General features: G+C 72.4%; 25 protein-coding genes. 14 read left to right on the forward strand and 11 right to left on the reverse strand.

Annotated features, from left to right (window positions below):
• Positions 1–41: 41 nt before the first annotated feature.
• The gene (locus tag ACVHNB_RS23625; protein ID WP_456225809.1) at positions 42–1,004 is read left to right on the forward strand and encodes an electron transfer flavoprotein subunit alpha/FixB family protein; all 963 of its coding nucleotides are present in this window, start codon (positions 42–44) and stop codon (positions 1,002–1,004) included.
• A gap of 30 nt (positions 1,005–1,034) precedes the next feature.
• On the opposite strand, the gene ACVHNB_RS23630 is transcribed toward ACVHNB_RS23625, so the two are convergent.
• A complete protein-coding gene (locus ACVHNB_RS23630) occupies positions 1,035–1,622 on the reverse strand; it encodes a hypothetical protein (protein ID WP_428956692.1) in 588 nt (195 codons plus the stop codon).
• Positions 1,623–1,793: 171 nt separating this feature from the next.
• On the reverse strand, positions 1,794–2,243 hold the full coding sequence (locus ACVHNB_RS23635) for a cyclic nucleotide-binding domain-containing protein (RefSeq protein ID WP_428956691.1): 450 nt from the start codon (positions 2,241–2,243) through the stop codon (positions 1,794–1,796).
• Positions 2,244–2,456: 213 nt separating this feature from the next.
• Between ACVHNB_RS23635 and ACVHNB_RS23640 the strand changes: the two genes are divergently transcribed.
• Positions 2,457–3,533 carry a D-alanyl-D-alanine carboxypeptidase family protein gene (locus ACVHNB_RS23640; RefSeq protein WP_428956690.1) on the forward strand — a complete coding sequence of 359 codons (1,077 nt, stop codon included), beginning with the start codon at positions 2,457–2,459 and terminating at the stop codon, positions 3,531–3,533.
• Positions 3,534–3,592: 59 nt separating this feature from the next.
• Here ACVHNB_RS23640 and ACVHNB_RS23645 read toward each other — a convergent pair whose 3' ends face one another.
• On the reverse strand, positions 3,593–3,973 hold the full coding sequence (locus ACVHNB_RS23645) for a hypothetical protein (protein WP_428956689.1): 381 nt from the start codon (positions 3,971–3,973) through the stop codon (positions 3,593–3,595).
• 222 nt (positions 3,974–4,195) lie between these two features.
• Between ACVHNB_RS23645 and ACVHNB_RS23650 the strand changes: the two genes are divergently transcribed.
• Genes ACVHNB_RS23650 through ACVHNB_RS23660 form a run of 3 tightly spaced genes read left to right on the forward strand, consistent with a single transcriptional unit; the run spans position 4,196 to position 6,534 of the window.
• Positions 4,196–4,711 (forward strand): hypothetical protein, encoded by a 516-nt coding sequence (locus ACVHNB_RS23650; protein WP_428956688.1) that lies wholly within the window; start codon positions 4,196–4,198, stop codon positions 4,709–4,711.
• A gap of 18 nt (positions 4,712–4,729) precedes the next feature.
• A complete protein-coding gene (locus ACVHNB_RS23655) occupies positions 4,730–5,365 on the forward strand; it encodes a class F sortase (protein WP_428956687.1) in 636 nt (211 codons plus the stop codon).
• 59 nt (positions 5,366–5,424) lie between these two features.
• A complete protein-coding gene (locus tag ACVHNB_RS23660; RefSeq protein WP_428956686.1) occupies positions 5,425–6,534 on the forward strand; it encodes an aminotransferase class V-fold PLP-dependent enzyme in 1,110 nt (369 codons plus the stop codon).
• Positions 6,535–6,579: 45 nt separating this feature from the next.
• On the opposite strand, the gene ACVHNB_RS23665 is transcribed toward ACVHNB_RS23660, so the two are convergent.
• The 6 genes from ACVHNB_RS23665 to ACVHNB_RS23690 form a co-directional block, all read right to left on the reverse strand.
• A complete protein-coding gene (locus ACVHNB_RS23665; RefSeq protein WP_456225810.1) occupies positions 6,580–6,972 on the reverse strand; it encodes a hypothetical protein in 393 nt (130 codons plus the stop codon).
• 47 nt (positions 6,973–7,019) lie between these two features.
• The gene (gene gap, locus ACVHNB_RS23670) at positions 7,020–8,018 is read right to left on the reverse strand and encodes a type I glyceraldehyde-3-phosphate dehydrogenase (RefSeq protein ID WP_428956684.1); all 999 of its coding nucleotides are present in this window, start codon (positions 8,016–8,018) and stop codon (positions 7,020–7,022) included.
• A gap of 118 nt (positions 8,019–8,136) precedes the next feature.
• The gene (locus ACVHNB_RS23675) at positions 8,137–9,093 is read right to left on the reverse strand and encodes a GlxA family transcriptional regulator (protein WP_456225811.1); all 957 of its coding nucleotides are present in this window, start codon (positions 9,091–9,093) and stop codon (positions 8,137–8,139) included.
• 26 nt (positions 9,094–9,119) lie between these two features.
• Positions 9,120–9,803, reverse strand: coding sequence for a lysophospholipid acyltransferase family protein (locus ACVHNB_RS23680; protein WP_428956682.1), 684 nt, complete (start codon positions 9,801–9,803; stop codon positions 9,120–9,122).
• A 112-nt stretch (positions 9,804–9,915) separates the two neighbouring features.
• Positions 9,916–11,280 carry a cation:dicarboxylate symporter family transporter gene (locus ACVHNB_RS23685; RefSeq protein ID WP_428956681.1) on the reverse strand — a complete coding sequence of 455 codons (1,365 nt, stop codon included), beginning with the start codon at positions 11,278–11,280 and terminating at the stop codon, positions 9,916–9,918.
• A gap of 256 nt (positions 11,281–11,536) precedes the next feature.
• On the reverse strand, positions 11,537–15,994 hold the full coding sequence (locus ACVHNB_RS23690; RefSeq protein WP_456225812.1) for an HAD-IC family P-type ATPase: 4,458 nt from the start codon (positions 15,992–15,994) through the stop codon (positions 11,537–11,539).
• Between the two features lie 206 nt (positions 15,995–16,200).
• Between ACVHNB_RS23690 and ACVHNB_RS23695 the strand changes: the two genes are divergently transcribed.
• A complete protein-coding gene (locus ACVHNB_RS23695; RefSeq protein WP_456225813.1) occupies positions 16,201–16,596 on the forward strand; it encodes a hypothetical protein in 396 nt (131 codons plus the stop codon).
• A 51-nt stretch (positions 16,597–16,647) separates the two neighbouring features.
• On the opposite strand, the gene ACVHNB_RS23700 is transcribed toward ACVHNB_RS23695, so the two are convergent.
• Entirely contained in the window at positions 16,648–16,779 is a 132-nt protein-coding gene (locus ACVHNB_RS23700) for a hypothetical protein (RefSeq protein WP_428956678.1), read from the reverse strand.
• A gap of 534 nt (positions 16,780–17,313) precedes the next feature.
• Between ACVHNB_RS23700 and ACVHNB_RS23705 the strand changes: the two genes are divergently transcribed.
• Entirely contained in the window at positions 17,314–17,568 is a 255-nt protein-coding gene (locus tag ACVHNB_RS23705; RefSeq protein WP_456228936.1) for an HIT family protein, read from the forward strand.
• 80 nt (positions 17,569–17,648) lie between these two features.
• Here the strand turns inward: ACVHNB_RS23705 and ACVHNB_RS23710 are convergent, their stop codons facing one another.
• A complete protein-coding gene (locus ACVHNB_RS23710) occupies positions 17,649–17,882 on the reverse strand; it encodes a hypothetical protein (protein WP_456229011.1) in 234 nt (77 codons plus the stop codon).
• Here ACVHNB_RS23710 and ACVHNB_RS23715 point away from each other — a divergent pair.
• The 7 genes from ACVHNB_RS23715 to ACVHNB_RS23745 all read left to right on the forward strand — a co-directional run bounded on the left by ACVHNB_RS23715 (position 17,781) and on the right by ACVHNB_RS23745 (position 26,356).
• Positions 17,781–19,076 (forward strand): transcriptional regulator, encoded by a 1,296-nt coding sequence (locus tag ACVHNB_RS23715; protein ID WP_456228937.1) that lies wholly within the window; start codon positions 17,781–17,783, stop codon positions 19,074–19,076. The genes ACVHNB_RS23710 and ACVHNB_RS23715 overlap by 102 nt on opposite strands.
• Before the next feature lie 196 nt (positions 19,077–19,272).
• Positions 19,273–19,884 (forward strand): toll/interleukin-1 receptor domain-containing protein, encoded by a 612-nt coding sequence (locus ACVHNB_RS23720; RefSeq protein WP_428956676.1) that lies wholly within the window; start codon positions 19,273–19,275, stop codon positions 19,882–19,884.
• Entirely contained in the window at positions 19,881–22,211 is a 2,331-nt protein-coding gene (locus tag ACVHNB_RS23725) for a hypothetical protein (RefSeq protein WP_456225814.1), read from the forward strand. Before ACVHNB_RS23720 ends, ACVHNB_RS23725 begins: the two co-directional genes overlap by 4 nt.
• Positions 22,212–22,223: 12 nt before the next feature.
• Entirely contained in the window at positions 22,224–23,165 is a 942-nt protein-coding gene (locus tag ACVHNB_RS23730) for a hypothetical protein (protein ID WP_428956674.1), read from the forward strand.
• Positions 23,162–24,412 carry an OmpA family protein gene (locus ACVHNB_RS23735; protein WP_428956673.1) on the forward strand — a complete coding sequence of 417 codons (1,251 nt, stop codon included), beginning with the start codon at positions 23,162–23,164 and terminating at the stop codon, positions 24,410–24,412. Before ACVHNB_RS23730 ends, ACVHNB_RS23735 begins: the two co-directional genes overlap by 4 nt.
• Before the next feature lie 91 nt (positions 24,413–24,503).
• Positions 24,504–25,946, forward strand: a complete 1,443-nt coding sequence (locus tag ACVHNB_RS23740) for a hypothetical protein (protein ID WP_456225815.1) — start codon at positions 24,504–24,506, stop codon at positions 25,944–25,946.
• Complete coding sequence (locus ACVHNB_RS23745; RefSeq protein ID WP_428956671.1) at positions 25,943–26,356, forward strand: hypothetical protein; 414 nt, start codon at positions 25,943–25,945, stop codon at positions 26,354–26,356. The genes ACVHNB_RS23740 and ACVHNB_RS23745 overlap by 4 nt, the downstream gene beginning before the upstream one ends.

Below are 26,356 nucleotides of genomic sequence, written 5' to 3' on the forward strand. Positions count from 1 at the left end.
TCGTCAAGTCGTCATCACATTGCGAGAGTTGGAAGATTCCCATGGCTGAAGTTCTGGTCTACGTCGACCACGTGGACGGTGCCGTCCGCAAGCCCACCCTGGAGCTGCTCACGCTGGCCCGCCGGATCGGTGAGCCGGTCGCCGTCGCGCTGGGTGCGGGCGCGGGTGACACGGCGGCCGTGCTCGGCGAGCATGGCGCGGTGAAGGTCCTCACCAACGACGCCGCCGAGTTCGCCGACTACCTGGTCGTGCCGAAGGTGGAGGCGCTGCAGGCCGCGGTCGAGGCGGTCTCGCCGGCCGCGGTGCTGGTGCCGTCGTCCGCGGAGGGCAAGGAGATCGCGGCGCGTCTGGCGCTGCGGATCGGGTCGGGCATCATCACCGACGCCGTCGACCTGGAGGCTGGCGCGGACGGGCCGGTGGCGACCCAGTCGGTGTTCGCCGCCTCCTACACCACTAAGTCCACCGTGACCAAGGGCGCCCCGGTCATCACCGTCAAGCCCAACAGTGCCGCCGTGGAGGCGGCCCCGGCGGCCGGCACCGTCGAGGCCCTCACCGTGTCGTTCTCGGAGAAGGCGACCGGTACGAAGGTCACCTCGCGCACCCCGCGCGAGTCGACCGGGCGGCCGGAGCTGACCGAGGCCGCGATCGTGGTCTCCGGCGGCCGCGGCGTCAACGGCGCCGAGAACTTCGCGCTCATCGAGGCGCTCGCCGACTCCCTGGGAGCGGCCGTCGGCGCGTCCCGGGCCGCGGTCGACGCCGGCTGGTACCCGCACTCCAACCAGGTCGGCCAGACCGGCAAGTCCGTGTCGCCGCAGCTGTACATCGCCAACGGCATCTCCGGCGCGATCCAGCATCGGGCCGGCATGCAGACCTCGAAGACCATCGTCGCGGTCAACAAGGACGCCGAAGCCCCCATCTTCGACCTCGTCGACTACGGCGTCGTCGGCGACCTCTTCGACGTCGTCCCCCAGCTCACCGACGAGGTCAAGACCCGCAAGGGCTGAGTGACCCGTCGCCCGGCGCGCCCAGGACCGTCACAGCTCCTGGGCGCGTCGGCGTGCGTAGTACCCGGCGGCCCCCACCGAACCGGCGACCAGCGCGCCGCCCAGGACGAGCTGCACCGTGCTGAGGCCGCCCAGCGAGCCGCCGTCACCGGCGTGCACGCCATGCAGTTCGGTGCCGCCCCGGCCCGACACGGTGAGGGTCTGCCGCACGACGGTGCCGCTCTCGCAGCTCACCGAGATCGGGAACGTCCCCGGGCGCGCCCCGGCCGGCACCTGGAATTGCCCCACCACATCTCCCTGGTGGGTGCTCGTCTGCAGCGGGAAGTCTCCGGCGCCGAGGCTGTTGGCGTCGCCGGTGGCGCGCCGGTCCTTGCCGCAGGCGGTGGTGTTCGCCGTGACGGTGGTGCCGGGGCGGGCGTCGGCGGGGACGAGTTCGAGGGATCCGGACGAGGCGGCGGAGCTGTCCGGAACCTCGGTGTCGGAGGTGGCGCCGTCCCACGAGGGGCTGTCCCACGTCGTGTCGTCGCCCTCCGCCCAGGCGTGGGCGCAGAGCGGCGTGGCGAGGGTGAGCAGGGCGGCGGCGACGGTGGAGGTCGACCAGGACACGGTGCGACGCATGCGGGGCCTCTCGGGACGGGCCGGCGGCGCGGCCACGGACGGCGTTCCCGGCAGAGCCAACCCCGCAAGGCCGCGCGCCGCCTGTCGAGGCGTCGAGGTGGGTGACGAACGGGGCACGCGCGGGTGACGCCGGGCGCCCGTCCGGCGACTCCTCGTGTCCGGCCCCGGCTCCTAGAGGTGCCCGTGCACCCGGTGGGCCTCGACCAGCTTCACGCGTGCCGCTTCCAGGCGGTGCGCCATCACCTCGGCCACGCCGTGCAGCAGGGTCATGCCCAGGGCCGGTTCGAGATCGCACAGGCCGCGGACCGCGCCCGCGTCGAACTCGTAGGCGCGCACCGGGGTGAACGCCTCGGCGCCGAAGTCCCATTCGTAGGGCGGGAACAGCCAGGACCAGCCGAGCAGATCGCCCGGTCCGAGCGGGTCGCCGGGCAGCCTGGTGCGGTCGGAGACCCGTACGTCGAGCGTGACCGTGCCGGTCCTGATGATCCAGAAGCGGTCGGCCCGGTCCCCTTCCTCGAAGATCCGGGCGTCCTGGGGGAACGAGACTTCCTCGGCGAGTGCCATCAGCCGGTCGCGATAAGCACGCGGAAGTCGATTCAGCAGTCGTGTCTGGGCCGTCATGGCGAAACACCTCCACCGTCGTGTCATTCCAGCGTACGTGCGACGCGGTCCATACCGAGCGGGGCGAACAATCGCCCGAAAAGGGTAGTCCTTCCTCGTCCGGGGCGCACCTCGACCACATGGCGTAAGCGGATCGCGGGCCGACGATCATGCCCCTACGTTTCCGGCATGGCGAAATTCATCGGCTTTTACCCTGGTATTACCAAGGCAGTTGTGACGTCAGGGCTGTGCGCGGCGATCGGTGCCGGGGTCGTCGCCGGTCCGGCACGGGCCGCGGTCCCGGCTCCGGCGCCGCCCGCCGTGCCGTCCCTGTCGGCGCTGTCGTGGGAAGTCATGGACGCCGGCTCCGGGCAGGTACTGGCCGCGAAGGCGCCGCATCGCCGGCTGCCGCCCGCCAGCACGCTCAAGACACTGTTCGCGGTGACCCTTCTGCCGAAGCTCCGTCAGGACGTCGTGCACAAGGCGACGTCGGCGGATCTGGCCGAGGTCGCCGAGGGCAGCAGCCTGGTCGGGGTCGACGAGGGAAGCCGGTACACGGTCGCCGATCTGTGGCGCGGGGTGTTCCTCAGCTCCGGAAACGACGCCGTGCACACCCTCGCGCGGATGAACGGCGGGCTGTCGCGCACCCTCACCCAGATGCAGGCCACCGCCCGCCGGATCGGCGCCCGCGACACCCAGGTGCGCTCGCCCGACGGCTTCGACACGCCCGGCCAGTTCTCCTCCGCGCACGACCTGGCGCTGATCGCCAGGGAGGGCTTCAGGAACCCCGACTTCCGGCGCTACATGGGCACCAAGTGGGCTCGCTTCCCGGCTTCCGGCGGCCCGCGCGCGTACGAGATCCAGAACACCAACCGGTTGCTGGTCGGTTCGCACGGGGTGGAGCCCTATCGCGGGCTCATCGGCGTCAAGAACGGGTACACCTCGCAGGCCGGCAACACGCTCGTGACGGCGGCCACCCGCAAGGGCCGCACGATCCTGGTCACGGTGATGAATCCGCAGGAGGACTCGTCCAACGCGGTCTACGAGGAGAGCCGCGCCCTGCTCGACTGGGGCTTCGACACGGCGCCGCTGCGCCTGGTGCACGGCGCGGGACCCCAACGCCCCTCCACAGCAAGCAAGTTGGCTGCTGCTGCCGCAGCCGCGCCGGCCGCGCCGGCCGCATCGGTGGAGACCACGGACTCCGGTCCGGGCATCGGCCGCCATCTCGGCGCCGCGGCCGCGCTCCTCGTACTGTCCTGCGTCCCCGTCCTCGTCCGCAGGCGGCTGCGCAAGCGGCACGCCTCACGCTGACCGGCGCGCGGCCGTCACCCGTCGACGGCCGCGCGCCCTTCGGTCCCGACCGGTGTCGGTCAGCGGTGCACGTTGACGTGCACGACCGGGGAGACGGCGCCGCCGCCGACGATGCGCAGCGAGTTGTGCCCGATCAGGCCGAGCTTGACGCGCAGGTCGTAGCCGCCGGTGCGGTTGGTGGTCATGGTGATCGGCAGGGGCACCCAGTGCTTGCGGTTCCCCTGCCACTGCTGGAGCGTCACCCGGGTGCCCGCGCGCAGATGCTGGGTCTTCCCGTAGACGCGGAACTGCTGCCACGCCTTGACGCTGCCGACCGTCGCCTTCGCGCTGATCGACGGGCGCACGGCCTGGACCGTCGCGGTGTGCCCGGGCGCCGCCGCGGCCACCGGGCCGGTCAGCACCGCCAGGGCGGACAGGGCGGCGGCGGACGCGTACTTCATGCGATTCATATTCAACTCGCTGTTCTTTTCCGGGAGTTGTCCGAGCTGGTTACGCGGTCCAAAGATAGGCAAATCGCCGAGACGTCCCGATCAGCAACACGCTCCCCCGGAAATGCTTTTCGGTTTATTGTCCTGGACCACCCCCATTCGGCCCCACGAAATGGTCGGCTCGGGCCGGTCCTCATAACGTCGCAGGAGTCGCCTATTCTCCGGAGGACTCGCATGCGCTCCATATCCGTACTCTCGTCCGCGCTCGTCTCCCTCACCGTGATCGGCCTCGCCTCGCCGGCCGCCGTGGCCGACGACGGGGGTACGCAGCCCGATGTCACGTCCTTCGGATTCACCGTTTCGCCGCGCACGGTCGCCGCGGGCGGCACGGTCACCCTGAGCTCCACGGAATGCGACGTTCCGACGGTGCACGTGACGGCCCCGATCTTCGACAACGTCGAGCTCAATGAGGGCCACTCCGCCACCGCGCGGGTCTATCCGGACGCCAAGCCAGGCGCGCAGTACGACGTCACCTTCGAATGCAACGGCGAAAAGGGCACGACGTCCCTCACCATCGCCACCGGGAACACCGATCCCGGCACCACCGTCAACCGCGGCGTGAAGGCCGGGCTCGGCGGCAGCTCGGGCGGCACCGACCCCGCGCTCATGGCGGCGGGCGGCGCCCTGATCGCCGGAGCGCTCGGTGTGGGCTACCTGCGGCTGCGCAAGCGTCGCACCGACGGCTCCTGACAGGCAGGGACCCCGCCCGTGTCGTCGGCCCCGTCGAAGGCCCGCCGCCCCTCCTGGTCGCTGCTCGCCGTGATCCTGCTGGCGGGCGTGCTGCTCGTGCACCACGGTGTGTCCCAGGCGGACGGCCCGCCGCAGCCCGACCCCGGAGCCGCGAAGCTCGGCACCACGACGCCGCCCGCCGATCCGCTCCCGGCCTCCGCGCCCGTGCGGGTGCGCATCCCGGAGATCGGGGTGAACGCTCCGCTGACCCGGGTCGGCCGGGACAGCGAAGGCTGGCTGGACGCGCCGCCGCCCGAGAACGCCAATCTGGCGGGCTGGTTCACGGACGCCGTCAGTCCCGGTGAACGCGGCACCGCCGTCATCGACGGCCATGTCGACAACGCGAAGGGTCCCGCCGTCTTCTACGGGCTCGGCTCCTTGAAGAAGGGCGAGCACATCGAGGTCGACCGCGCCGACGGCAGGACCGCCGTGTTCGAGATCCACGGCATCGACGTCGTCGACAAGACCCACTTCCCCGACCGCCGGGTCTACGGCAGCACCGGGCTGCCCGAACTGCGCGTCATCACCTGCGGCGGCTCGTACAGCAAGCGCACCGGCTACACGGGCAACGTCGTCCTGTACGGGCTGCTCACCGAGGTGCGCGACCGGTCCTGAGGCGCGGCCCGCGAGGGCCGGTCCACCCGTCGCGGCGGCCGCGGGGCAGGATGCCCGCCATGGGACTTCACGATCTGTACGGGCTGACTCAGGTCATCAATGCCAGGGGGCCGTTCACACCGCTGGGCGTGTCGCGCAGCGATCCGAGGGTCGGGGCCGCCACGGCCGCGGCGCTGGGCGAGTTCTTCGTCATGGAGGAGCTGCAAGACCTCGCGAGCCGGGTGCTGGCCGAGGCCACCGGCGCGCAGGCGGCGACCGTCGTGCACTGCACCTCCTCGGCGATCACGCTGGCGGTCGCCGCGTCGATGACCGGGACGTCGCCGGAGCGGATCGCGGCGCTGCCGGACACCAGCGGTCTGCCCACCCGCGTGGTGCTCCCGGCGGGGCACGCGGTGCACTACGGCCATCCGCTCGTGCAGGACATCCGCCTGGCGGGAGCGACCCCCGTGCTCGCGGGGACCGGGGACGACTGCACCCTCGCCGACCTGGAACGGGAACTCGCCCACCCCGCGACGGCCTGCCTGCTGCTCGTGTCCTCACGCCTGGTGCGCGGGGCCTGCGTGCCGCTCGCGGACGCCGTGGCGGCGGCCCACCGGCGCGGGGTCCCGGCGGTGGTCGACGGTGCGGCGCAGGACTTCCGTATCACCGAACTCCTCGGCACAGGAGCCGACTTGGTCCTGGTGAGCGGCCAGAAGTACCTGGGCTCCCCCACCGCCGGCGTGGTGCTCGGCGGCGCCGGTCCCGTGCGCGCGGTGCGGGCGCAGGAGAAGGGCATCGGCCGGGCGATGAAGGCCGGCAAGGAAGCCGTCCTCGGGGTGCTCGCCGCGCTTCAGGTGCGGCAGGACACCGATCCCGACGCGTGGCGCCGGGCCCAGACGGAGAAGGTCGCGCGCTTCGTGGAGCGGGCGGGCGCCCTGCCGGGGATCCGTGCGACGCTCGCCGCCGACCCGACCGGGCTGCCCTTCCCCCGCGCGAAGCTCGGGGTGGACGCCGCAGGAGGTGGGCCGGACGCGGCGGCACTGGCCCGGTCCCTGCGCGCGGGCTCCCCGGCGATCTGGGTCCTGGACCACGCCCAGGACCAGGGGGAACTCCTCCTGGAACTCGTCCCGCTCACCGACCGGGAGATCGACGTCGTCCTGGACCGGCTCGCACGGCTCCTGGCGGCCTGAGGCGGTTCGTCACCCCTCAGGCCCGCCCGCGTCCCCGGCCGGCGGTCAGACGCGGCCGCCGGTGAGGCGGGTGACCGGTCCCTGGCCGGCGCGTTCCGCGCGGCGTCCCGCAACGAAGGACGCCGCGGTCAGGGCGGACACCCCGACCGTGGCCCCCGCCGCGATCACCTTGGGGTTCTTCAGCGCGGTCCACGCGGTCGTGGCCGCGGAGGCCACCTGCCCGGCCGCGGCCGTGACGTTGTCGCGCGCGGTGGTGACGGCGGCCCCGGTCGTGGTCGCGGCCCGGTCGGCGGCCTCACCGGCGCCGGTCGCGGCACGCGCCGCCCCGGTGCCGGCCGACTCGGCGGCGCGGCCCGCGGCCTCTGCGGCGGACTCCGCCTTCGCCGCCGCCTTGCGTGCCGTCCTCGTCCTGTTCTCGTCGTCTCGTGAATACGTCATGGTGTGCGGTTAGCCGTCTTCGGCACACGCAAACACCGCGGGCGCGCTCACCGGCCGGCGAGAAGCTCCAGCGTGTCGATGACGCGGTTCGAGAAACCCCACTCGTTGTCGTACCAGGCGACGACCTTGATGTGCCGCCCGTCCACACGGGTCAGCTCCGAGTCGAAGATCGCCGAGGCCGGGTTGCCGGTGATGTCGGACGAGACGAGCGCGTCCTGCGAGTACTCGAGGATTCCGGCCAACGGCCCCTGCGCCGCCGTGCGGTAGGCCGCCAGCACGTCGTCGCGCGTCACGTCCCGCGCGACGGTCGTGTTGAGTTCGACGATCGAGCCGACCGGGACCGGCACCCGGATCGAGTCGCCCGACAGCTTCCCGTCGAGGTTCGGCAGCACGCGGCCGATCGCCTTCGCGGCGCCCGTCGTGGTCGGTGCGATGTTGACGGCGGCGGCGCGGGCCCGGCGGGCGTCGCGGTGCGGGCCGTCCTGAAGGTTCTGCTCCTGTGTGTAGGCGTGCACCGTCGTCATGAACCCGTGCTCGATCCCGGCGAGTTCGTCGAGGACGGCGGCCAGCGGGGCGAGCGCGTTGGTCGTGCAGGAGGCGTTCGAGACGATCGTGTGCAGCTCCGGGTCGTACGCGTCGGTGTTGACGCCGTACGCGAGCGTGACGTCGGCGCCGTCGGACGGCGCGCTGACGAGCACCTTCTTCGCGCCCGCGTCGAGGTGCGCGCGGGCCGCCCCGGCCGAGGTGAAGCGGCCGGTCGCCTCCAGGACGATGTCGACGCCGAGTTCGGCCCAGGGCAGCCGGCCCGGCTCCCGCTCGGCGAGCACCTTGATGCGGTGGCCGTCGACGACGAGGTCGCTGCCGTCGGCGCTCACCGGGCGGCCGAGCCGGCCGGCCGTCGAGTCGAAGGCGAGCAGCCGCGCGAGCGCGGTGGGCTCCGTGAGGTCGTTGACGGCGACGACCTCCAGCTTGCTGTCGCGTTCGAGCAGGGCGCGCAGCACGTTGCGTCCGATGCGGCCGAATCCGTTGATGGCGATACGAGTCATGAGAAATGTCCCTTCTCTCTTCGCCCTCAACACTCGCGCGCGGCGCCCCCGGGTGACAGCGGCACGATCGCCACGGTCCGCAAGGATCCTGCCAACCGGTTCCGCCGCAGGTCGCGGGCTACGCCTGCCGGCCGAAGGTGCGCCGGTACTCGCTCGGTGTCGTGCCGAGGATGCGCTGGAAGTGCAGGCGCAGATTCGCGCCGGTGCCGAGGCCGACGTCGGCGGCGATCTGCTCGACGCTGCGCTGCGAGCGCTCCAGTTGTTCGCGGGCCACGTCGATCCTGGCCCGCATCACCCACTGCATGGGCGTGTAGCCGGTGTCGTCGACGAAGCGCCGCGAGAAGGTCCGCGGTGACACCGCCGCGTGCTCGGCGAGGGCTTCCAGGGTGAGCGGTTCGCCGAGGCGGTGCAGTGCCCATTCGCGGGTGGCGGCGAACCGTTCGCCGAGCGGTTCGGGGACGCTGCGGGGCACGTACTGGGCCTGGCCGCCGCTGCGGTACGGGGCCGCGACGAGGCGTCTGGCCGCGTGGTTCGACGCGGCGACGCCGAGGTCGCCGCGCAGGACGTGCAGGCACAGGTCGATGCCGGAGGCGGCACCCGCCGAGGTGAGCACGCTGCCCTCGTCGACGAACAGGACGTTCTCGTCGACCCGCACCCGCGGATGCTTCGCGGCGAGCGCCCGGGTGTAGTGCCAGTGGGTCGTGGCGCGCTTCCCGTCGAGCAGTCCGGTGGCGGCGAGGGTGAAGGCGCCCGTCGAGATGGCGGCCAGCCGGGCGCCCCGCTCATGAGCGGCCGTCAGCGCGTCGACGACAGCGGGCGGCGGGTCGTCGCGGTCCGGGAACCGGTAGCCGGGGACGAACACGATGTCGGCCCACGCGAGCGCCTCAAGGCCGTGGGCGACGGTGTACGACAGCCCGTCCCCACCGGTCACCGGGCCGGGGGCGGCCCCGCACACCCGTACCTCGTACGGCATGCTCGCGCGGGTCGTGAACACCTGGGCCGGGATGCCCACGTCGAGCGGCTTGGCGCCCTCGCTGACCAGGACGGCGACGCGATGCAGGCGGGAGGCGGACACGGGGACGAGCGTACGCGGGGTCGAGGTCACCCGGCCTGCCGGGCGCTGCCGGCCGCCGGTCCCGCGAGCGCCCCGAGGTGCGCGGCGGCGGTCCGCCAGGCGTCCGTGACGGCGCCGTGCGCGCGGCGTGTGGCGGCGATCCGGCCGCCGGTCAGGGTGAGCGGTGCCCCCACGTGGACGTGCAGGGCCGGTCGGCGCAGCGGCGCGGTCAGCACCCCGGCGACCTGCTTGGCCACGCTGCCCGAACTGATGCGCCGCGCCCCGGCCTGGCCCACCGGCACGACGGGTGCCCCGGTGCGCTCGGTCAGCCGGGCGACCCCGCTGCGGAACGCGCGCGGGGCGGCCTCGCCCGCGTCGGCGCGGGCCGGTATCCCGCCCTCGGCGTAGACGAGCAGCAGGCGCCCCTCCCCCAGCGCGGCCGCGGCGAGGTCCAGGGCACGGGCGGCCCGGCGGTCGCCGCGGTGCACGGGGATGTACCCGTCGCGCGTGAGGGCGCGGCCGAGGAGCGGGGTCCGCCACAGTCCCGCGGCGGCCATGACGACGGGCCGCGCGTCGAGGCGGTGCAGCGCCGCGAGCACGACGGCCGGGTCCGTGAGCGAGGTGTGGTTGGCGACGATCAGGCTGCCCGGGGCGAGCGCGGCGTCGTCGTCCGTGGTCACGGTCAGGCGGCCGACGGTCGGCACCAGCAGGGCGGCGAGGCGACTGAGCAAGGGGACTCCCGGTCTCGGGCGATGGTGGGTTCATCGTCGGCCGGGGCGGTGACGGTGGGCCTGAGTGCGCGTACTCACTTTCGCATGAGGCCCACCGCCCGTGTCCCTCCGGTCAGGTCTCCGGGTGCGTCGCGGCGGGCGCGCTCTCCGGCTCCCCTGCGGACGCGCGCGCCGCCGGGGCGGCCGGCTCCTCACCGTTCAGGACCTTCTTGGCCGTGACCCGGTCCAGGGCGCCCTCCCACCGGGAGACGGCGAAGACGGCGACGCAGTTGCCGAGCAGGTTCGTGGCGACGCGCATCGAGTCCATGATCCGGTCGACGCCGAGGAGCAGGGCCACCGCCGCGGCCGGGATCACTCCGAGCGCGGAGGCGGTGGCGGACAGCGCGAGGAACGCCGAACCGGGCACGCCCGCCATGCCCTTGCTGGTGAGCATGAGGATCAGGACGACGGTGATCTGCTGGCCGAGGCTCAGGTCGACGCCGATCGCCTGGGCGATGAACAGGGTGCCGATGGAGAGGTAGATGGAGGCGCCGTCGAGGTTGAAGGAGTAGCCGGTCGGCAGGACCAGGCCGACGGCATCGTCCCGGCAGCCCGCCGCGCGCAGCTTCTGCATCATCCGCGGCATCACGGTCTCGCTGGATCCGGTGCCCAGCGCGAGCAGCAGTTCCTCGCGGGTGTAGCGGACGAACTTCCACAGGCTCAGGCCGGTCACGGCCTTGAGCGCGAGGGCGAGGAGGGCGAGGAAGGCGAGGGCGACGCCGTAGCAGACGGCGATCAGCTTTCCGTACGTCGACATCGCGCCCACGCCGTACTCCCCGACGAGGTGGGCGGTGGCTCCGAAGACCGCGAGCGGGGCGAGCTTCATGATGTAGCCGACGATGGTGAACACGACGTCCTGGGCCTGCTCGATGAACGGCAGGATCTGGGGCACCTTGCGCTGTCCCAGGTGCAGCAGCGCGGCGCCCACGAGGCAGGCGAGGACGAGGACTTGGAGCAGCGAGTTCTCGGCGAAGGCGCCGACCGCGCTGTCCGGCAGCGACTCCAGGATGAACTGGGCGGTGGACGGCAGGTGCCCGCCGCCCGTGGCGTCGTCGACCGCGCTCTGGTCCAGCTTGGCGGGGTCGACGTGCATGCCGGCGCCCGGCGCGAGCACATTGCCCGCGACGAGCCCGACGACCAAGGCGACGCTGGTGGCGACCTCGAACCAGATCAGTGCCTTGAGACCGATGCGGCCGAACGCCTTCAGGTCGCCGGCCTTGGTGATGCCGGCGACGACGACGCAGAAGACGAGCGGGGCGATCATCGCCTTGATGAGGCGGACGAATCCGTCACCGAGTGGTTGCAGCGACGAGCCGATCTGCGGCCACAGCCTTCCGACCAGGACTCCGAGCAGCAGGGCGAACAGAACTTGTGCGAACAGACTGGTGCGCAGGACACGTCCTGCGCGACGGACGATACTTCCGGTGGCGTGCGGCACGGGCACTCCTACGAGACGGTTGTTCTGCGATACGGAAACAAACTTCCGCGCCGCCTCACTATTACGGCCCTCGATACGTCACGAAAGATCTCCGATCAACTTCCGTGCAGATCTTGGAGATTGATCCAACACGGCGGTGCCCATGTGTCCGCCTTCGAGAGACTTGGGCGGTCCCTCAGACGTCGGGGACGTCGTGGCGGCCGATCGGGATCACCAGCGGGGTGGAGCCGACCGGGTCCGTGGTCACCTTGGTTAGCTAAGGCAAGGCCAACCCTGTTTCTCCTGATGGGGCAGCCTCATCGCCCCTCGCGTCGCCGGAGCTCGACCACGCCCCGGGCGCATGCCGCGGAGGCTGCGACGAGTTGGCGCGGGACCTCCGGATCAGCAGACCTGCCATCACTGTTCCCGCGACGCTGGAGGCCGCGGCGATGGTCCATGCGACGGGGCCGAGCGGGGTGCAGCCGAAGAAGTGGCTGACCCCCGGGGTCTGTACGACGGCGACGAGTACGGCTGCGGATCCGAGGCCGGCCGCGATGACGGTCGCACTGCGGTGGCCGGCCAGCAGGGTCTGGCCCAGTTGGGCGCCGACGAGCGAGAGCAGGGCGACGGTGCGGGCCCGGGCCGCGCGGCCGGTGGGGCGGGCCAGCAGCCATCCGCCGAGGGCGGCCAGCGCGGTGGCGCCCGCGCGGATGCCGGTCTCGCGGGTCAGGGCGGCGCCCAGGGAGATCTCGGGGCCCTCTTTGAGGGATTCGGATGCCAGGGCCCTGCGGGGCGGGCGGGTGGCGACGGCGACCGCGGGGACGAGGTCGGTGAACAGGTTGACGAGCAGCAACTGCCGTGCGGTGAGCGGGGACTGGCCGGTGAGGGTCGCGGCGGTCACGGCGAAGGCGATCTCCCCGAGGTTTCCGCCGACGAGGATGGCCAGGGCCTGGCGCACGGTGGCCCAGAGGGCGCGGCCTTCGATGAGGGTGGCGAGGACGGGTTCGAGGCGGCCGTTGGTCACGACGAGGTCGGCGGCGGCGCGAGCGGCCGGGGTGCTGCGCCGGCCGAAGGCGATGCCGACGTCGGCGAGGCGGATGGCGGGGGCGTCGTTGGCTCCGTCGCCCGTCATGGCGACCGTGCGGCCCTTGCGTTGGAAGGCACGGACGACGCGGACCTTGTGGTGGGGCGTGGCGCGGGCGACGACGCCGACCGTGGGGAGCAGGTCGTCGAGGCGGTCGTCGTCGAGGGCGTCGAGTTCGGCGCCGGTCACGACGCGGTGTCCGTTGACCAGGCCGAGCTCTTCGGCGATGGCCTCGGCTGTGCCGGGGTGGTCCCCGGTGATCATCACGATGTGCACGCCTGCCGCGCCGAGTCGGGCGATCGGCTCAGCGGCGCCGCCGCGTACCTGGTCCACGAGGAGGAGGAAGCCGAGGAAGTCGAGCCCTGTGACGTCCTCGTCGGCGAGCTCGTTGTCGTCCGGCGTCCGCTCACCGGCGGGGTAGCGGCGTTCGGCGACGGCGAGAACACGGTGTCCGTCCGCGGTCAGCTTCTTTCCCTCCGTCAGCACCGCCCGCCTGCCGGACCGGTCGAGGGGCCGGCCGTCTCGGGTGGTGCAGCGGGCCACGACCTTCTCGGGTGCGCCTTTGACGGACAGCAGCAGCCCGTCACGGTAGTGGCCCTGGGCCGCGTGGAATCCGCGGCTCGGCTCGAACGGCAAGGTGGCGGTGTGCTTCCACCCGGGCGCCGCTGTGTCCCGGCGTACGCCGTGCGCGCGGGCGCGGCTCGCGACGGCCTGGTCGGTGACGTGGGCCAGCCTGCGGCTGCCGCGCGCGCGGGGCGTGGCCCGCAGGCCCGCCGCCAGGACCGCGCGATGGTGCGGTTCCAGCTCGTCGAGGAATCGGGTGCGTCCCCGGGCGTGGACGGAGGCGAGGTCGAGGCGCCCGTGGGTGAGCGTGCCGGTCTTGTCGAAGCACAGGACGTCGGTACGGCCGGCCGCCTCGATGGTGCGGGCGTTACGCACGAAGACGCCATGGGTGGCCGCCAGGCGTCGTGCCGCGGCGAGTTGGGCGGCGGTGACCAGGAACGGCAGTCCTTCCGGCACACTGGCGACGGCCAGTGCGACGGCTGCGCCGATCGTCTCGCGGACCTGGCGGCCGCGGAGCAGTCCCGCCGCCACCACGGCTCCCGCCGAGGCGAGGGCCGCGGGCAGCGCGGCCCTGGTGATCTGCCCCAGGCGGCGCTCGACCCCGGTCTGCGGGGCGTCCTCGCCGAATTCCGTGCCGCGTTCGGCTTCGGTGGCCGTGCCGGTGGCGACGACGACGGCCCGGGCGTGTCCGGCGGCCAGGGTGGTGCCCTCGTAGGCCATGGACGAGCGCTCGGCGAGGTGTCGGGCCAGGACCGGGGCGGCGGACTTGGCCACCGGCAGCGACTCGCCGGTCAGGGCCGACTCGTCGGCCTCCGCTCCGTCGGCCGTCAGCAGCCGGCAGTCCGCGGGCACGACGTCGCCCGCGTGCAGGCTCACGACGTCCCCGACGACGAGCCGCTGCGCGGGGATCTCCTGTTCCGCCCCGTCGCGGACGGCCCGGGCCGGGATCACCGAGCGGTGGTACAGGCGGGCCGCCGCCCGGTCCGCCCGGTAGCGCTGGGCGCCGCCGATCAGGCCCGACGCCGCGGTGACCGCCATGATCATCGCGGCGTCCAGGACCGCGCCGACCGAGGCGGACACGGCGGCCCCGCCGACGAGGACCGGGGTGAGGGGGTTGGCCGTCTCGGCGACGAACGCACGTGCCAGGGACGGCGGGGCGGTGCGCGGGGACGGCCGCAGCCGCGCCCGCACCTGATCGGCCGTCAGCCCCTGCTCCGCGCTTCCGGTCCTGGCGAGCACCGTGGCCGGGTCCATCGCGTGCCACGCGGGCGGCACCGCCGCGCCGGGAACGGGCCGCGTCAGCACGCGCGCGGCGGACCACACCGCTGCGGCCAGGCCCAGCACGGCGACCCCGTTCACGGTCAGCAGACTGCGCGCGAGGGGACGGCGGACGAGGACGTCGCTCACCGCGTTGCTCGCCGCTCCGAGACCGGCGGACACCTGGGCGAGCCGCACGCCCCAGTGGGCGACGGTCCGCTCGGCCTCGCACGCTTCCAGCAGCACGATCGCCTGGCCGAGCGCGGACCCGATGTGGACATGCGCGCCCCACGGCGGTTTCCCGTCGGTGCCGGTGACTCCCGCTCCGAGGTCGGCGGCCGCCAGGGCGTCCCGCTGTCGTGACACCAGCAGCACGCCCGAACCGTCGCGTTGGGCCGCCCGGACGGAGTCGGTCAGCCGGGCGCCGCCCTCGACCACCCTGTCCCCGCCCGTCACCTCGGGCGCCTTCAAGTCCCCTTGCGTGGTCAGCACGGTGAGGCCGGCGCGCCGCGCGGCGGCGATGAGCCCGTCCCACGCCTCGTCCGCTTCCGGCACCACTCCGACCAGGGCGTGCAGCCGGCCGTCGCGCACCAGACCCAGCACCTGGAGGGCGCCGCTCTGCTCCAACTGCATGTGCGCGTCGACGTACTTGGGGTACGACTCCGTGCTCTGCGGATCCGGTCGCGGGCAGCGGTCCACGGAATCGAGCCGCCACCGCCCTTTCTCGTGCGCCTGATCGAGGCGCTGCGGATCGAACAGCCGGTGTGCCGCGGCGGCCATCTCCCCCGCCTCCTCGCTCGCCTCGACGGGAAGCAGGTCCGTGAGCAGGTACCGGCCGGTCAGGAGGGAGTCGACGTCGAGGAGGGCGACATCGATACGGTCGAGCCGTCGCAACGCCGCGCTGTCGGTGACGAGCAGGCCACGCCGGGACAGCCCCCGCCCCAGCACACAGGCGAATGCCTCCCTGGCCAGCCAGGACGCTTTGGGAATCGCCGACACGGCCGCGCCCGCCGCGCGCAGGGGCTGGCGGGTCATCGCGAGCGTCCCGGCGAACGAGGCGCCCGCCACGGCCGCGGCACGGTCGGCGTACCGCTCCACCGCACCGGCGCGCAGGGGCACCTCACGGGGCATCGGGCGCACGCCGGCCGCGGCGAACCGTTCGGCGGTGCCGGTCAGGTGCGCCTCCGCCGCCTGCCAGGCGGTCTGTTGGGCGCGGAGTTCCCCCAGGCGCAGGGCATGGCGCAGCGCGTCGACGCCGAGGCCGAGGCTCAGGCCGGAGCCGGCGTTGATGACCGCGCCGAACAGGGCCCGGACGACTTCCGTGTCCTGCAGCCCGAGGACGCGCTCCACCGAGCGGCGCAGGCGTGGCTGCGCGTCCAGGGTATTCAGCACGGAGACCGTCAGTTCCGGGAGCGGAGCCCGGCCCGCCAGTCGTGCCAGCAGGGCCACCGGCACGGCCGTCAGGTGAGCGGCGAGCACCACCTGTGCCTGGCGCGTCGCCACGGGCAGCCAGGGGTGAGCGGGCAGTGCGCCGTCGGCCTCGTGCTCGTCCTCCAGCGCCTGGGCGGCGTCGGCCAGGACCTCGACCGTCCGGTCGCGGTCCACGGTGTCGTCGACGGCGGCGACGACGTGCCCGAGATGGCTGTTGACCGCCACCCAGCGCACCCCTGGCACGGCGGCCAACCGCTGCTCGCAGGCGCGGGCGAGACGCTCGGCTCCGGTGCCCCCGAGCCCGCGCACCGCGATGTGGATGCGCTCACCGCGCAGGTGGGCCCGCGCGTCGAACGGTACTCCCAGGCCGGTGAGGAGCGGCCGTACCAGCGCCCGCACAGAGACTGTTCCGAGGTTCCACATAGTGCGGCCCACCTCTCCGCAGCCTGGCGGCCCCGAGGTAGGTATCCTCCCGCACAGCTACCCCCGGGACACGGTCGCGATTCGGCCTTCGCACCCGGCAGACCGGGACAACCGGAGGATCGGCGTGACCCGACCGGGCACGGGTACGCACAGCACTCTCAGGCAACGAGACAGGAGCTGAGATGCCCAGTCCAGCCAAGAGCAAGCGGGACACCGTCACCGTGCACGAAGCCTCGCCGCCGGAGGAATCCGTGCACGTCGAGGCCCACGAGAACGACCAGCACCTGACCATGCACACCCTGCATGCCAAGCTGCCGATCCCCTACTTCACGCCAGGTGACCTCGCAAGCAATACGCGGACCGTCACCGGCTGGCTGCCCTCGCCACCGCCGACGAAAGACCTTGTCTACTACGGTGGCCTGAGCGCCCTCGCCCTGGCGGGAGCCATCGAATGGCCAGTGGCTCTGGTGGTCGCCGGAGCGACCTGGGTGGTCCGGGGCACACGTGAAGCCCCCGCGCACCGCCCGCGCCCCGCGCACGAAACGGAATCCGTACCGGTGACCGGTACCGGAAGCTGAGGAGAAGTCGTCCGCGTGGCGGCGCGGCCTGCGCCGCCACGCGTACACCACTCAGACGGTCGCCGTGCCGGCCTGCCGGTTCCGGACGTACGCCCAGTACAACTCGTACGCGAGCCGAGCGAGGATCACCTCGGCCACCATCAGCCCGACCTTCACCAGCAAGGCCTCCACAAACCCACCCATGGGTCACACTCCCGTTCACCGATCCACGTCCGGACACGTCCGGCCTCCGGCCCGCCGACGTCGCCGCTTCGCCGGGCAGTTGCCCTGCGGACAAGGCGGCCGGATGTCGACGGGGCGAACTCTGGTTGAAGCGGCGGTGACGAACGGGGGCACTCCTGTCCGGCGATCCAGTGGTACGGGACGAGGGGGAACCGGTGCTCGTCGCGCCGATGGTGCGCCGCGGGTACAACAGTGACGGGACACGCTGATCCGCTGATCCACCGATCTGCTGAAGACCCCGTACTCGACGTCAGTGACGCCTGCAGGGCGAGCCGCAGCCCGCGTCCGCGCCGACCCTAAGCTGGGCGCGGACGCGCTGAGGCGTCCAGGAAGCCGGGAGACATCCCTGTGAGTGCAGAGCTCGCCCCCGGGGCGCGTCCGCGATCCGCCGGATCGTCCCCGTACCCCGTGCAGGAGTCGTGCCCGTTCTGCCGCATCGTCGCCGGGGTGGCCCCTGCTCGAGTGCTGCGGGAGTGGCCGGACACCTTGGCCATCGTGCCGCTCGCCGCGGTCACACCCGGACACGTTCTGGTCATCCCTCGTGCCCATGTGGCGGACGTCGGGGTGGATCCCGCCGTATCGGCGCGCACCATGCGCCGGGCGGCGGAGTTGGCCGCCGACCTCGGTGAATGCAACATCATCACCTCGCGCGGGGAAAGCGCCACACAAACGGTGTTCCATCTGCATTTGCATGTTCTTCCCCGATACCCGGAGGACGGCCTGGCGCTTCCTTGGGCGCCCGCTTCTTGATCGGGCGATCCGCACTCCTATTTGTGTGCCCTTCGTGAAGATCCTTGGTTTGAGCCAAGATTGGCTGGATAAAAAGAGGATCAGACGAACTGCACGGCGCTCACTTCAGCGGTGCAGCCGTCGTTCGGGGGGTTCAATTGATGGAAATCGCAAAGGCGTTCGGGCCTGAGTTGCGCCGACGTCGAGAAGAGGCAGGTCTCTCCCTTTCCAAGCTGGCGGACCTGGTCAATTTCTCCAAGAGTCACCTGAGCAAGGTCGAACGAGGGAAACGCCCGAGCGTTCAACTCGCCCGCGCCTGCGACCGCGCGCTCCACGCCGAAGGGGCCTTGAGTTCGCTGGCCGGCCCGCAGACGGGCACCTCGGCCCAGGGGGAGGAGTCCAGGGCCGCGTCTCCCGCCGCCACCGCGGACACCTGGTCCGCGCCCTGGACACTGCACCTCTCGGTGGACCGCGGAAACGACTTTATGGCTTTTCGCCCAAGGGCCCTGTCGGATCCCACCGAGAAACCCGCGGTCATGTCCTGGCGCCTGCCGGAAAATCCCGATGGAGAAGGTGAGCGCAGCCTCGCCTTACCTCATTTCCGTGCGCTCTTCGACGAGTGCCGCGCGCTGGGACAGACATTGGGTCCCGGAGTGGTCTCCCCTCTTCTCGTGACTGCCACAAACGCCCTGCGGACTCTCGCCGGTACCGCGCCCGGCGCCGAGCGAAGTTCGCTCCTGCGCCTCGCCGGCCGTTTCGCGGAGTACGCGGGCTGGATGTCCCAGGAAACCGGCGACGACTCCGCGGCGCTGTGGTGGACGGACCAGGCCGCCGCGTTGGCCGCCGCCTGCGATGACCACGATCTCGTCGCCTACTCCCTCATCAGGCGCGCGGAGATCGCCCTCTACGCCGAGGACTCCCGCGGCACCGTCGAACTCGCCCTGCACGCCGCCCGGCAGACCGACAATCCACGGGTGCAAGGGCTCGCCGCCCAGCGCGAGGCGCAGGGATACGCCCTTCAAGGCCTCGACTCCGCCTGCCGCCACGCGCTGGACCGGGCCGCCTCACTGATGTCCGCCGCTTCCGCCGACGGCCCTCCGGACCCGGACGGGCCGCCCGTGCTCGGCAGCCTGCACATGGACGACCCGACAGGCTTCGTGTCCGGATGGTGCCTGCTCGACCTCGGGCGGGCCGAGGAAGCGGCCGGCACCCTCGCGGCAGGTCTCGACACCGTGCCCGAGACGGCCCGCAGAGCCAGAGCGCGCCACGGCGCCCGGCTGGCCCTCGCCCTCGCCGACTGCGGCGAGCTCGAACACGCCTGCGCGGTCGCCGCACATGTCACGGCCTCGTTGCCGATGGTGGACTCCGCCACCATCCGCTCCGAGCTGCGCAGGCTCAACCGCGCCCTCAACCGGTGGCATCACGACCCCCGCGTGCGATCGGTCACGGCGGGAATCGCCGCCGTCCTGCACGCGGAAGGCCCCCGCCCGTACGGCGGAACCGGCGTCCGGGGACGCGCCGTTTTCTGACCGTCGTTCCGGACGGGACCCGGGGTGTTCCGTTGCCCCGGACACGGGGCGCGGGCAACTGATTGAACTCCCCCGACGCTGCTGAAAATCTCACCATTCTCGGCTCCGGCAACACCTGTGCCCGGTGCTGTCCTGAGCCACGCGATCCGAGGCCGCGTACCCACGCGGCCTGTTCCGGCTCCGAAGGAGTCTCTCGATGACCGGCATCTTCATCAACTACCGCACCGGCGACGGCGGCGAGGCCGCCGTACTGATCGACAACGATCTTCGCCTCCGCTTCGGGGACGATCAGGTCTTCCGCGACCGGCGCGCCATGGAGCCGGGCATTCACTACCCGCCGGAGATGGCCCGTCGCCTGGAGGCGAGCACCGTCGTCCTCGTGCTGATCGGCGAGCACTGGCTGAAGGTGACGGACGAGTCCGGCAACCGCCGGATCGATGACCCGGACGACTGGGTGCACTGGGAGATCCGCCGCGCACTGGACCTGGGGAAGATCGTCGTCCCTCTGCTCCTCGACGGCGCCGCGCTGCCCACGAAGGGTGAACTGCCTTCCCGGATTGCACAGTTGGCGGAGCGTCAGAACAGCCGGCTGGTCATCCCGTACGCGCACGAGCAGATGGCCCCCATCAGGGCGTTCCTGGAGCGGCACGTACAGCCCCGGCCCGCGGCTCCCGCCGTACCCCCGCCGTCCAAGTACCACGTCGCGTCGAACACGGGTGTCGTGGGCGACTGGGGCACGTACATCGAGAACGACAACTCCGGGCTCCGCGGGCGCCGGGACCCTGACGGCGACGGCAGGACCGCATGAGCGCGGAGAACGCGGCGGACGTTCCGCCGGCACCGGAGGCGGAAGCGGGCGCTGACGCCGAACACATCCCGGTGGAGTCCGCCGCGGAACCACGGACCGACGATGGCCTGATCGCGGAGGAGCACACCGCCGGCGAACCGTCTTCCGGACGGTCGCCGCAAGCGGCCAGGGACGCAGCCGGGGACGACGTACAGGACACCGCGGGCAAGGGGAGCGGGGACGAGGGCGGCACCGCCCGCAAGGACACCGCGAAGCGTTCTCCCGCCGACGACCTCCAGGGCGAGGAGCACGTCGACTTCGGGGCCAACGTGCGCGAGCGGCAGAACGGTCTCCTCGCCCACCGTGCCGCCGTCAGCGGCGACGGACTGGCCATGTACGTCGAGAACTTCAACGCGGACGGCCGACGGAGTGTCGGGGTCCGCATCAGCCGGTTCACCCAGGAACGCGTCCTCGACCTGTACGAGGACGTCCCGGGCCAGTCCGAGATCGAACAGGCCCTCAAGGAACACCGCGTCGTCGTGCTGTGGGGACGCGTCGGCAGCGGCCGCCGGTCCACGGCCGCCGTCCTGCTCGCCCGGCGGGTGGCCCGCTACCGCATCAGGTTGGTGCACGCGGACGGCGGTGGCGACCCGCTCCAGGCCCTGTGCGAGGCGCCGGGGCAGCTCGTCGAGGGCCACGGATACCTGCTGGACGCGGGCGACCGCCCGGTCACCCCGGAGATGCTGGACCGGCTGGTGCACGTGGTGACCGACCGGGGCGCTCACCTCGTGGTCATCGGTACCCGCGCCTCGACGGGCTCGGAACCGCTGCGCGGCCAGGTCTTCGAGCACGTCCATCCCGATCTGGCGCGAGTGCTCGAGAAGCACCTGGTCGCGCTGTTGGCCGGTCACGTCGACGGCTGTCCGCGGGCGCGTGGCCCCGAGCAGCACACGTGCGACACCGCGGCGGTCGACCGCTACGTGGCTCAGATGCTCGACCATCCCGAGGTGCAGCCCCTCGTCAAGGTGCCTCCCGTCGAACAGGTCGTCGACCTCGCCCGGTACCTGGCGAGCGCGATCCACTCGGAGGAGCCGGACCTGCTCGCGATATGGCGGGACCGCATGCGCCACCTCGCCCGGCGCATGCTCTCCGGCGACGGCGACCCCGAGGAGGGCGCTCCGGCCGCTGCGCACGTACAGCCCTTCCGCATGGCCTACGCGATGTTCCACCTGCATCCGCTGGCCGACGCCTTCACCGCGGGAGAGGTGCTCAGCGCCGAGATCCTGCCGCTGTACGAGACGCGCGAGTCCCCGCCGCCCGGCCATGTCTTCAACCGCGACCTCGCCCGGCTCATCCCCGTGGAGATGCGCTCCGCCGACGATGCCGACGGCGCGACCCCGCGCCGGGCACACCTCGTGGACGTGAACCTGCTGCATGCCTTCCTGGAGGTGGCCTGGCACGAGTACGACAGCCTCCGCAGTCCGCTGCTGAACTGGCTCACGGCGCTGCTGGGACGGTCCGACCTCGGGCTGGAGCGTGTGCGCGTCAGAGTGGCCGAGATCGCCGGGATCCTGCTGCGCCACGACTTCGACGGCGTCTACCGGCAACTGATCCGCCCGTGGGCGAACGGCGAGTCCGCGGTGTACCGGCAGTGCGCGGCGGTCGCCATGGAGGCCGCCTTCCTCGACGAGGGGCTCAAGGACCGGGTGGCCGGCCAGGTGCGCGACTGGTCGAACAGCCCCGGCCTCCTGCTGCAGGACAGCGCGGCGCGCACCTACGGCACGCAGGTCGGTCTGTCCGACGTGCCCGCCGCGCTGCGCCAGCTCACCTCCCTCGGCGCCCGGCCGGAGCTCGCGGCCCGCAACTCCGTGGCCTTCTCCACCGCGTGGCTCTACCTCAACGGCGAGGAGGACGCGGTCATCGCACAACTGGGAGCCTGGCTCGACGCGTCCAGCGACCATCTGACCCGTCACGCCGTCCGCACCACGCTGACCCTCAGCCGTTTCGGCTCCGGACCGGGGCGCCGGGGCCGGCCCGCTCTCGCGGAACGGGCGCTGGTGGACGAGCAGTTCCTGGATCTGCTGGCCGCCCTGCTGGCGAGGGCCCTGCTCTCGGCGGAGACCTCCACCCGGGCCTGGGACCTGATACGGCAGTGGCTGGTGGCGGCGGACGACCACGAGGACCTGGCGGCTCTGTTCGAGACACTCGCGCTGCGCATCTTCTCCCGGGCCCTGCGCTCCCGGGCTCTGTGGCATCTCCACGTCTGGGCGCTGCGCCACACGAAGTCACCCACTCTCCGACGCATCGACCTGGCCGTGCGGACCGCTTCCGGTCCGCACGGCCGGTGAAAGGGGACCGTCATGGCCTACCGAAAGGGCTTCTTCGCCCGGCTGCGCGACCGGTGGCGCGCCCGTCGCTCCGCCAACCGCGAGGTCGATTACGAGCCGCCCGGTCCTACCGAGGTCACCACGCCGGTGCCCGACGCCGAGGCCGATACGCCCGCCAAGCAGTCCGAGGTCGTGGAGACGGTGCTCGACGCCACCGATCTCACCGTGCCCGCCCGGGGCGAGCTGTTCGACTTCCACCTTCTGCCGTATTTCCGGTGGACCTGCGCCACCCTCGACTACGACGAACTGCACCAGCGTGTGGCGCGGTTGGAACCGGGCGCCCGAGCCAAGCTGGTCCGGCGGGCCTGGACGGTCTCCCGCGACCATGTCCCGGAGGAACCGGCGGCGGCCGAGAAGGCCATCAATCGCGAACTGCGGCCCGGCTGGTGCTACGAGGACGGCAAGCACATGATCTGGTGCCGGCCCCGGGTCGGTGTCCGCATGGACCCTGCCCTGCACCGGTTGGTCCAGCCGTTCCGGCTGACGGAGCGGCGCATGCGGGAGGAGCACGACCTGCGCCGGCTCAAGGCCGAACAGGCCCAGCACCTGACGCACGTCTGGCTCGACGTCATCGCCGAACTGGAGCAGCTCGGCGAGCTGCAGCCTGCCCAGGGCGATGTGCCGGCGCACCGTGAACTCACCCCGGCGCAGCTGCAGTTCCTCGCGCCCTTCGCCTCGGTGCTCGCCGACGAGGACTTCGCCGCGGCGATGGCCCGGCTGCGGGACGCCCGCAGGTCCGGCACCCATGTCCTCGCCGACGTGCTCGCCGAGGCGAGCAGGAACCACGAGCGGGTCGGCCTCTTCGAGTTCGCGAACGCCTACGACAAGGCGCACAGCAGCTTCTGCCAGCTCATGGGATTGCAGCCGTTCTCGTGGGTGGACCGGGCGACGGCGTCGCAGGAGGACCCCGCATGAGACGTTCCACCGGACGGGCGAGGGACCTGCTGGCCCCGGTCCTGGTCCTCGCCCTGTCGGCCGCCGGACTGACCGCGTGCGACACACCCCCGCCGCCGGACCCGTGCGCCTGGACGACGCAGGCGCCGAAGTCCGGGCTGGGCCGGACGGTGGTCATGGTGGACGTCTCGGCCTCCTTCCGCGACGCTCCCGGTTCGGGCACGGTGCGCGATCCGCGGGACGCCGTCGCGGAGTACGTCCGGCGGGCCGTACGGCAGAAACGGACCGTGTCGGTCGCCGCGTTCGACGGCCATGGCCCCACCGGCGTCCACTGGCTGAAGCCCCGCTCCACGGACTGGGCCGCCGAGGACGGCAATCCCGACGGTCAGGAGCAGCTGCGCAAGGACGCCGTCGACTGCATCCAGAAGGACGTCGCAGCGGCTGCCCGAACAACAGCCGCGAAAGACGGCACGGACGTGCTGGCGGCGATACGGGCAGCCGGCGGCGCACTGCACGACGTGCGCGGACGCCGGGAGCTGATCGTCGTCAGCGACGGTCTGGCGACCACCGGCTGCGCCGACCTGACCCGGTCCCTCTTCCAGGAACACGAGGAGATCGACGCGATCCTGCGCGTCTGCCGGAACCGCAAGGAGCTGCGGGACGGAACGCTCACCGGGGTCCGGACGGTCTTCACCGGACTCGGACAGCCCGCCGTCGACCAGCCGGTCCCCACGGCCGCCCAACAGCAGTGGCTGGTGGACCTGTGGACCGTGCTGTGCGCACGGTCCCATGCGCGGAGCGACCGGAGGGCTCGCTGCGACATCGCCGGCACCCAGCTGGCCGTCCGGCGCACCGCCGGGACGTCGGGCACGAGGGTGACGGCCGCCGCCGATCCGGCCGTCACCTTCGGCGACGGCCACCGGCAGCGCTACCGGCTCCCCGGCGCGGCCCTGTTCGACACGAACTCCGCGACGCTGCGGCCCGGGGCGAAGGACACGCTGGCCGAGATCGCCGTGGCCGCGCGCAGCGTGCCGGGCGCGCGGGTCCGCGTCGACGGCTACGTGGACCCGCGCGGCGATCGGGCGAGCGACGGGCCGCTGTCCCAGGCGCGCGCCGACGCGGTCGGCGACCAGCTGCGGGAACTGGGCGTCGACAAGGTCACGAGCCGTGGGCGAGGGCTGGCGCCGGGCTGCCCGGGCCGGGCGGCGTCCGCGGGAGCGGACCGGTTGCAGTGCGACCGACGGGTCGACATCGAGGTCGTCACATAGTCGCGGACATCGCGGGCCGGCCCTCGGACGGGGCCGGCCCGCGGATCGAACGGTCACCAGACGAGCGGGTACCAGGGAAGCGAGCCGAGGAATGAGCGTCAACGGTAATGCGCCGCAGGCGGCACGGCGGTCTCCGGGCGCGGTCACGTGCCCCGTCCAGGTCCTGCGACCGGCGGACGGCGGTGACGACGCCGGGCCCCGGCCGCCGGCCGGGCGGACGGTGGACCGGACGGACAGCAAGGAACGCGCCGCCCTCATGGCCGCGTTCGCCCTCGCCAACAGCGGACTCGCCCAGGCGCACGCCGGGCTGGGCGAGCGCGCCGCCGACGTGCAGCGGTCCGCCGACCGGGCCCGCGGTGCGCTGGAGGCCGTCGAACGCTTCGAGCACACCCGGACACCGGGGAAGGCCCGGCAGCGGGCCGAGGAACTCGACGCGGAACACGCCCAGGACGGGCCGGAGGATCTGCGTCGCTCGTCCCGGCTGTGGCGCTGGGTCCTCCTGCCGCTGGTCGTGCTGGCGGGCATGGCTTTCGACACCGCCTTCATCGGCACCATCCTGCAGGCCCTGATGAAGGTGGGCCCCCACCAGGCCGCGTACTACCTGGCGTATCTGCCGGGGCTGGCGGTCCCGATCTGTCTGCTGGCGGCGGGCACCCTGCTGGCCGAATCCTGGTTCCGCCACCGTGTCACGGCCGCCCGCGGTACGGAGCGGACGCGGCGCCGTCTCACACGCGAGGGCCGGCGCCTGCGCCTCGAGCGCGTCACCGAGACCCGTGAGCGGAGCAGCCTGCCCTGGCCGGTCGCCGGATGGCCGCTGTTGTTCACCCTGGGGATCCTCGCGATGTCCGGCTTCTGGGCCTACACCAGGACCGTGCAGGTCGGCAGCGACCGACTGGGCTTCCTCGCCGCGTACCGGCCCGCTGTGGTCGTCCTGCTGCTCATGCTGGGCCTCGCCACGGTGCTGGCCAAGATCATGGCCCACAACCCCTACGCCCACCGTGCGAAGCGCATCGTCGAAGGGGCGCAGGAAGCGGAGAAGACGGCCGCGGACCTGCTCGCCGCAGCCCGGAACGAGATCGCCCGGCTGCTCACCTCCTGGTCGAGGCTCAAGTCCGCGACTCTGGCGGCGGAGGATCAGGCGCACCGGGCTCTGGACGACGCCTGCATAGCCCTTGTCCAGGACCGGGCCCGCAGCGGTGTGGCCGGAGACTTCGCCTTCCCGCTGCGCGCGCTCGCCTGGCCGTGGCCGCAGGAACCTCTGAGCGACACCGCAGGTGGAACCGCGCCCCCTCCCCCACGGGTACGGATGGAGCTGCTGGAGGACATCCACACCGTCCTCACCCGTTGCGATCCGGAGCGACTGCACGAGGCCCTCACCAACGTGGCGCGCAGGATGAACACCCAGTGGAACCTCGACGCGGCGTCGGCTGCCCCGGGGACGAAGGAGGCAGCCGACGATCCGGCCGGCCCCGCGGCACCGCCGCGGCAGCCGGAGAGTGCGAACGACCCGCAGGTGACGGAGGAGGGCACATGATCCCAGCATCGTGGGAACAGCGGGCCAAGCACCTGGAGTTCCTTCAGAGCGCCATCGCCCGGCTGAGCACGAACTCCTTCCTGGTCAAGGGCTGGACCATGACCGTGACGGGCGCCTTCCTCGCCGTGGCGGCACAGTTCTCCACGTGGTCCGTGGCGGCGACGGCCCTGGCCGTGACCGTGGGTTTCTGGTGCTTGGACAGCTACTACCTCCGCCAGGAACGTCTGTTCCGCTCCTTGTACGAGAAGGCGGCGGTCGGGGATCCGGCCGCCGTGCCGCTCTTCACGATGGACGTCGACCGGTACGGCGGCCCGGTGGGCAACGCCACGGTGTTCCTGTCCCGCACGCTGCTGCTGTTCTACGGCATTCCGGTACTCATCGACGTGGCGGGCATTGCCGTCCTTGTCTGA

The sequence above is a fragment of the Streptomyces sp. YJ-C3 genome (assembly GCF_053891275.1).